Source organism: Brevundimonas sp., from assembly GCF_036405315.1.
GTDB lineage: Bacteria > Pseudomonadota > Alphaproteobacteria > Caulobacterales > Caulobacteraceae > Brevundimonas.
Genome location: NZ_DASWXW010000198.1, coordinates 1 through 5,690, shown reverse-complemented (window position 1 = coordinate 5,690; position 5,690 = coordinate 1). Strand labels below are relative to the sequence as shown.

Here is a 5,690-nt window from a genome sequence, read left to right as displayed (position 1 = left end):
GTCTTGTTCACCGTGGCGGTGATCTCGTCCAGGGCGGCGGCGGTTTCCTCCAGGCTGGCGGCCTGCTGCTCGGTGCGGCGCGACAGGTCGTCCGAGGCCTGGCTGATCTCGCCCGAACCCGAACGGATGGCGGCGACGTTGTCGACGACCACGGCCACGGCCTGCTCCAACTGGGCGATGGCGGTGTTGAAATCGGTCTTCAGTTGTTCCGAGCGAGCCGCCACCTGGGCGGTCATGCGGTGCGTCAGATCGCCGTTGGCCATGGCCTGCAGACCCTGCCCCAGGGCGGTGACGGCGACGCGGTCTTCCTCGGCGGCGCGGGCCTTTTCGGCCTCGACGCGCGCGCGTTCTTCTTCCGCCGCCGCGCGATGAGCCGCGGTCTCGGCCTCCAGACGCTCGTTGGCGATGGCGGCGTCGCGGAACACTTCCAGCGCCTCGGCCATGCGGCCGATCTCGTCATGGCGCGCGAGGCCGGGAATGGCGCTGGCCTTGTCCCCGTCGACCAGCCGCTTCATGCGGTCGGCCAGGGCCACCACCGGACCCGCGACCGAACGCCCCAGGCCCCACCCGGCCAGGCCCATGGCCAGGGCCACCAGCAGAGCCATGCCGCCCAGGGTCAGGGCCGCGCGGCCCACGGCGGCGGCGATCTGATCCGTATAGACGCCCGAGCCGATCACCCATCCCCAGGGCTTGAAGGCCTTGACGTAGGAGATCTTGGAGGCCGGCTCTTCCTGACCCGGCTTGGCCCAGTGGTAGGCGAGGAAGCCCGCGCCGTCGCGGCGGGCGATCTCGGTCATTTCACGGAACATGAAGACGCCGCCGGCGTCGGTCTTGGTGCTCAGGTCCTGACCTTCCAGCTGCGGGCTGAAGGGGTGCATGACCATGCGCGGCTGCATGTCGTTGACCCAGAAATAATCGTCCTGGCCGTAACGCAGGGCGCGCAGGGTCGACAGGGCCGCGGCCTGGGCCTGCGGACGCGTCATGACGCCCAGCTGTTCCTGGGCCTGATAGTGGGAGACGACGCTGTGGGCGACCTCGACGGTCTTCCTGGTCCGGTCGGCGATCTCGGCGCGCATCACCCCGTCGAGCTTCACCAGCGACAGGCCCGTCACCAAAAGCAGGCCGGCCACCGCCAGCACCGACAGCAGGTTCACCCTGCCCCCGATTTTCAAACTACGCATGCGTCATATCCCCTGACTGTCGAGGTCAGAGTGACGGGGTGGCGGTAAACGCGAGGGAAAATCACAGTTGCGTAGAAACCCCTGCGTAACCGCCCTTAAGACTAAAGTCTAAGACGGCTCCGGAGACTCATCCGGCCGACACAAGACTTAAGCGTCGCGCGCGAACTCCAGAAAGATCGGCGTGGTGTCGCCCAGCTTCTTTTCCTCATAGCGGGTGACGACGTGGTCGGCGGGGACGGCGAACCAGTCGGCGCCCTCAGCCTTGATGCGCGTCAGGCCCGGGGTGCGCGCCAGACGCTCCAGCGCCCATTCGGCGTAGTCCAGCCAGTCGGTGACGAAGCGCACCCGGCCGCCCGGCTTCAACAGGCGGGCGATCTCGACCGCCGTCTCGTCCTGCAGCAGGCGGCGCTTGTTGTGGCGCGCCTTGTGCCAGGGGTCGGGGAAGAGGATCATCACCCGGTCCAGCGAGGCGTCCGGCAGGGCCGACATCACGGCGCGGGCGTCGTCGGCGTGCAGGCGGACATTCTTCAGCCCCCCCTCCTCCACATGGCGCAGGGCCGAGGCCACGCCGTTGAGGAAGGGTTCGCAGCCGATCATCAGGGCGTCGGGACAGCGCGTCGCCTGTTCGGCCAGATGCTCGCCGCCGCCGAAGCCGATCTCCAGCCAGACTTCCTTGGCCCCCGGCATCAAGGCCGCAGGGTCGATCGGTCCCTTGGTCGGGTCCGGCACGGCGATCTGAGGCATCAGGGTGTCGAACAGGGCCGCCTGACGCGCCTTGATCGGGCGCGACTTGATGCGGCCGAACGAGCGAAGCGGGCCGTGGGCCTGGGCCCACTCGGGGCGGTCCTGATCGAAGTCGGGGGCGTCGGGCTTGTCGGTCATGGCGCGCGCTCTAACCCCTTAAGCCCGCGCACGCAAAGGCGATCCGCCTCAGATCAGCCCCAGGGGCCGCGCGGCGCGTTCGACGCCGAGGGCGTGGTCGGCACGCTGGTCCGAGCCGCATTGATCGCCGGGGCCGACGCGACGGGCGCCGTCGAACGCCGGCCCATGCCCATCGTCGTCCCCAGCTCCATCAGGGCGCGCACGCGGTTGCCCGTGGCCGGGTGGGTCGAGAACAGGCTGTCGGCGCCCTTTCCGTTCAGCGGATTGATGATGAACATGTGGGCCGTGGCCGGATTGCGCTCGGCCGGGACGTTCACCGCGCCCCGCGCATAGGCCTCGATCTTCTGCAGGGCCGAGGCCAGGGCCTGGGGGTCTCTGGCGATCTCGGCGCCGACGCGGTCGGCCTCGTATTCGCGGGCGCGGCTGATGGCCATCTGCACCAGGCCCGCCGCCATGGGGGCCAGCAACATCAGGGCGATGGTCCCGATCATCCCCCCAGGCCGTTCGCGGTCGTCGCCGCCGCCGAAGAACATGGCGAAGTTGGCCAGCATGGCGATGGCCCCCGCCACCGTGGCCGTCACCGTCATGGTCAGGGTGTCGCGGTTCTTCACATGGGCCAGTTCGTGCGCCATCACCCCGCGCACCTCCTCGCGCGTCAGCATGTCCAGCAGGCCGCTGGTCGCGGCCACGGCGGCGTTCTGCGGATTGCGGCCGGTGGCGAAGGCGTTGGGCTGATCGTTGGGGATGATGGTGATGGTCGGCTGCGGCAGGCCGGCGTCCGTCGCCATCTGCCTGACGTCGGCGACATAGGCGCGGACCACGGCGTTGGGGTGGGTCTCGTCCACCACCTGGGCCCGGTACATCTTCAGCACGATCTTGTCGGCGTTCCAGTAGCTGAACAGGTTCATCAACGCCGCGACGGCCAGGGCCACAAGCATGCCGGTCGCGCCGCCGATCAGATAGCCGATCCCCATGAACAGGGCGGTCATCACGGCCAGCAAGGCGAAGGTCTTGAGATGGTTCATGCGGTCCAGGCGGCGTCGGGGGTGGCGAAGAAGTCCTGAACGTCTATGTGAGGCCCTGTATCCCCGCCCTCAAGGCAGACCCCCTGTGACCGAACAGCCCACCCCGCCCGCCGCCGCCATGACCGAAGAGAGCGCCGAACCGGCCCCCGTCTTCAACGCCGACGTGCCCCACGCGACGCCGGAACGGCCTCTGAGCGAGGTCGCGCGCCGCGCCCTGCTGGAAGCGGCCGAACGTCGCAAGGCGAGCGAAGACCTGGTTCTGGCGGACGAGCACGGCGGTCCGCGCGGCCCCGAACCGACCCGCTACGGCGACTGGGAGAAAAAGGGCCTGGCCGTCGACTTCTGATCGAAGGCGCTCCGTTCGCGCCCCTGTTCGCGCCACGGGAGAATATTGAACGCTTCCCTCGAAACCGCATTAACCTTTGCGGCTGAAACAAGGAGCGTGGCCATGAAGGCTCTTGTCTACATCGCTGTCGGCGCGGCCCTGCTCGCCGCCGGAGCCGCCGAGGCGCAGACGCGCCATGTCCGCCACAACGCCGCCTCCGGCCACGCCCGTCAGGTCCACGTCCAGCGCGGCCCCATGGTCGAGAGCCGCGTCCAGACCTGGTACAGCGACACCGGCTGGCAGGGCGGCTACGGCCCCGTCGAGGCCTACGGCTATGGCTACGGATACGGCGGCGCCGGCCAGCGCCCGCCCGTCGTCGTCGCGCAACCGGAACCGATGCGTCACGGCGGCTACGCCTACGGCGGCGCAACCCGCTCCATGCCCTTCGGCTACGTCGTCGACGGCTACGGCCGCTATCCCTGGGCGCGCGGCTATGGATACGGGCAAGGCCAGCACCAGTCCTATCATCGGGGCGGTTATGATCAGGGCTGCCGCTGCGGCCCGGCGCCCCAGCCGGTCCATTATCGGCCCGAGCCGGTCTATGTGAGCCAGCCCCCGGTCTATGTCTCGCAGCCGCCCGTCTATGTGGAGGCGCCTCCGGTCTATGTGCAGCCGGCGCCGGTCTATGTCGAACCGGCCCGCGTCCACGTCGCCCCGCCGCCGGTCTATGTGGCGCCCGCCGAAGTCCGCGTCGCCCCGGCCCAGGTCGAGGTCGCCCGGCCCCAGGTCCACGTCGAACCGCCGCGCGTCGAGGCCGCGCCTCCGGTCGTCAACTTCGAGCAGGGCTACTACGCCGTCCCCGACGCGCCGCCCCCGCCTCCCCCGCCGCCGCATCATCATCGCCGGTCGCCGACGGAGCGGCCCTATATGCAGGAGCCCGGCGAGCGGGGCTGATCACGACAAAGGGCGGCCCCGCCAGGAGGCCGCCCTTTTTGTTTCACGTGGATCAAAGGCTTGCGCGCGATCAGATCAGGGCGATCTCCGCTGTGATCGAACTTCAAACGAGCGCGATCTCCGCCGAGATCGCTTGCGCCGCCGCGCGTGGATCGGCCCCGGCGGTGATCGGCCGCCCGACCACCAGATGGGTCGCGCCGGCTTCCAGGGCGCTGGCCGGGGTCGCCGCCCGCGCCTGATCGTCCAGGGCCGCTCCGGTCGGCCGCACGCCCGGCGTCACGATCAGGAAGTCGTCGCGTCCCGCCGCCAGGGCGATCTCGCGCACGCGGGCCGCCTCGTGCGGGCTGGAGACCACGCCGTGGATCCCCGCCTCCAGGGCCTGACGCACGCGCAGTTCGACCAGGTCGGCCGCCGACAGGCTGTGATCGTCCGCCTTCAGGTCATCCTCGGTCAGGCTGGTCAGGACGGTGACGCCCAGGATCTTCAGATCCGAGCCCGCCGCCCCGCGCGCCGCCGCCGCCATGACCTGGGGCCGGGCGTGGACGGTCAGCAGATCGCAGCCCGCGTCGGCCAGCACCGCCGCGGCCTTCTCCACCGTCGCGCCGATGTCGTGCAGCTTCCAGTCCAGAAAGACCTGGGCCCCCGCCGCCTTCAGCTCGCGCGCCAGACCCATGCCGTCCGAGGCGAACAGCTGCAGCCCCACCTTGTAGAAGCCGACCGCGTCGCCGATCCGCTCGACCAGGGCCCGCGCCTCGTCGGTCGTCGGCACGTCCAGGGCGCAGATGACGCGCGGATCAAACGGGCGATTGGCCAGGTCAATTGGATGGGCTTCGGACATTTCCGGCTCTCGGCGGGTTGCAGGCGCGCGCGGATGCCCCGATAGGTGAGGCGAAGCGTCGCGGGATCGCGCGGCGGGATTTAAGGGCGGGGGCAAGCAATGAACGCGGTCGATCTGGGGGTCAACCTGTTCGTGGCGCTGTTCGCGCTGCTGGATCCCATCGGCAATGTGCCGATCTTCGCCGCCGCCACCGCCGGGGCCTCGCTGCGTCAGCGCATCACCGTCTCGGCCATGATCTGCGGTTTCGCGGCGGTCTTCCTCGGCTTCTTCTTCTTCACAGGCCTGGGCCTGCTGCAGTTCTTCGGCATTTCGCTGGCCGCCTTCCGCATCGCCGGCGGCATCCTGCTGCTGCTGCTCGGCCTCGACATGGCGCGCGAGGACTTCCTCAAGATCTTCGCCGACGCCGACGCCGTGACCGACGCCAAGGACGTGCGCGGCTACGCCAAGCGCCGCTTCAAGCGCCTGATCGTGCCCTTCGCCATTCC

Annotated in this window: 7 protein-coding genes; 3 read left to right on the top strand and 4 right to left on the bottom strand. The window is 69.7% G+C overall.

The window, feature by feature from the left end; all coding sequences use genetic code 11:
- The 3 genes from VGE49_RS12335 to htpX form a co-directional block, all read right to left on the bottom strand.
- Window positions 1-1,181, bottom strand: a 1,181-nt coding sequence (locus tag VGE49_RS12335; RefSeq protein ID WP_331034843.1) for a cache domain-containing protein, incomplete at its 3' end; no start/stop codon positions are given.
- 147 nt (window positions 1,182-1,328) lie between these two features.
- A complete protein-coding gene (gene trmB, locus VGE49_RS12330; protein WP_331034842.1) occupies window positions 1,329-2,063 on the bottom strand; it encodes a tRNA (guanosine(46)-N7)-methyltransferase TrmB in 735 nt (244 codons plus the stop codon).
- Window positions 2,064-2,116: 53 nt separating this feature from the next.
- Window positions 2,117-3,088: a zinc metalloprotease HtpX gene (htpX, locus tag VGE49_RS12325; protein ID WP_331034841.1), complete on the bottom strand. Its 972-nt coding sequence runs from the start codon at window positions 3,086-3,088 to the stop codon at window positions 2,117-2,119.
- Window positions 3,089-3,173: 85 nt separating this feature from the next.
- Here htpX and VGE49_RS12320 point away from each other — a divergent pair, with 85 nt between their 5' ends.
- The gene (locus tag VGE49_RS12320; RefSeq protein WP_331034840.1) at window positions 3,174-3,434 is read left to right on the top strand and encodes a DUF1674 domain-containing protein; all 261 of its coding nucleotides are present in this window, start codon (window positions 3,174-3,176) and stop codon (window positions 3,432-3,434) included.
- 102 nt (window positions 3,435-3,536) lie between these two features.
- Entirely contained in the window at window positions 3,537-4,367 is an 831-nt protein-coding gene (locus VGE49_RS12315; RefSeq protein WP_331034839.1) for a hypothetical protein, read from the top strand.
- A 103-nt stretch (window positions 4,368-4,470) separates the two neighbouring features.
- Here VGE49_RS12315 and pyrF read toward each other — a convergent pair whose 3' ends face one another.
- Complete coding sequence (gene pyrF, locus VGE49_RS12310; protein ID WP_331034838.1) at window positions 4,471-5,205, bottom strand: orotidine-5'-phosphate decarboxylase; 735 nt, start codon at window positions 5,203-5,205, stop codon at window positions 4,471-4,473.
- Window positions 5,206-5,304: 99 nt separating this feature from the next.
- Here pyrF and VGE49_RS12305 point away from each other — a divergent pair.
- The coding region (locus VGE49_RS12305) for a MarC family protein (protein ID WP_331034837.1) at window positions 5,305-5,690 on the top strand (386 nt) is incomplete at its 3' end.

Coding starts and splice junctions, on each gene's coding strand:
- trmB (WP_331034842.1), bottom strand. CDS start 2,063: ATGACCGACAAGCCCGACGCCCCCGACTTCGATCAGGACCGCCCCGAG.
- htpX (WP_331034841.1), bottom strand. CDS start 3,088: ATGAACCATCTCAAGACCTTCGCCTTGCTGGCCGTGATGACCGCCCTG.
- VGE49_RS12315 (WP_331034839.1), top strand. CDS start 3,537: ATGAAGGCTCTTGTCTACATCGCTGTCGGCGCGGCCCTGCTCGCCGCC.
- pyrF (WP_331034838.1), bottom strand. CDS start 5,205: ATGTCCGAAGCCCATCCAATTGACCTGGCCAATCGCCCGTTTGATCCG.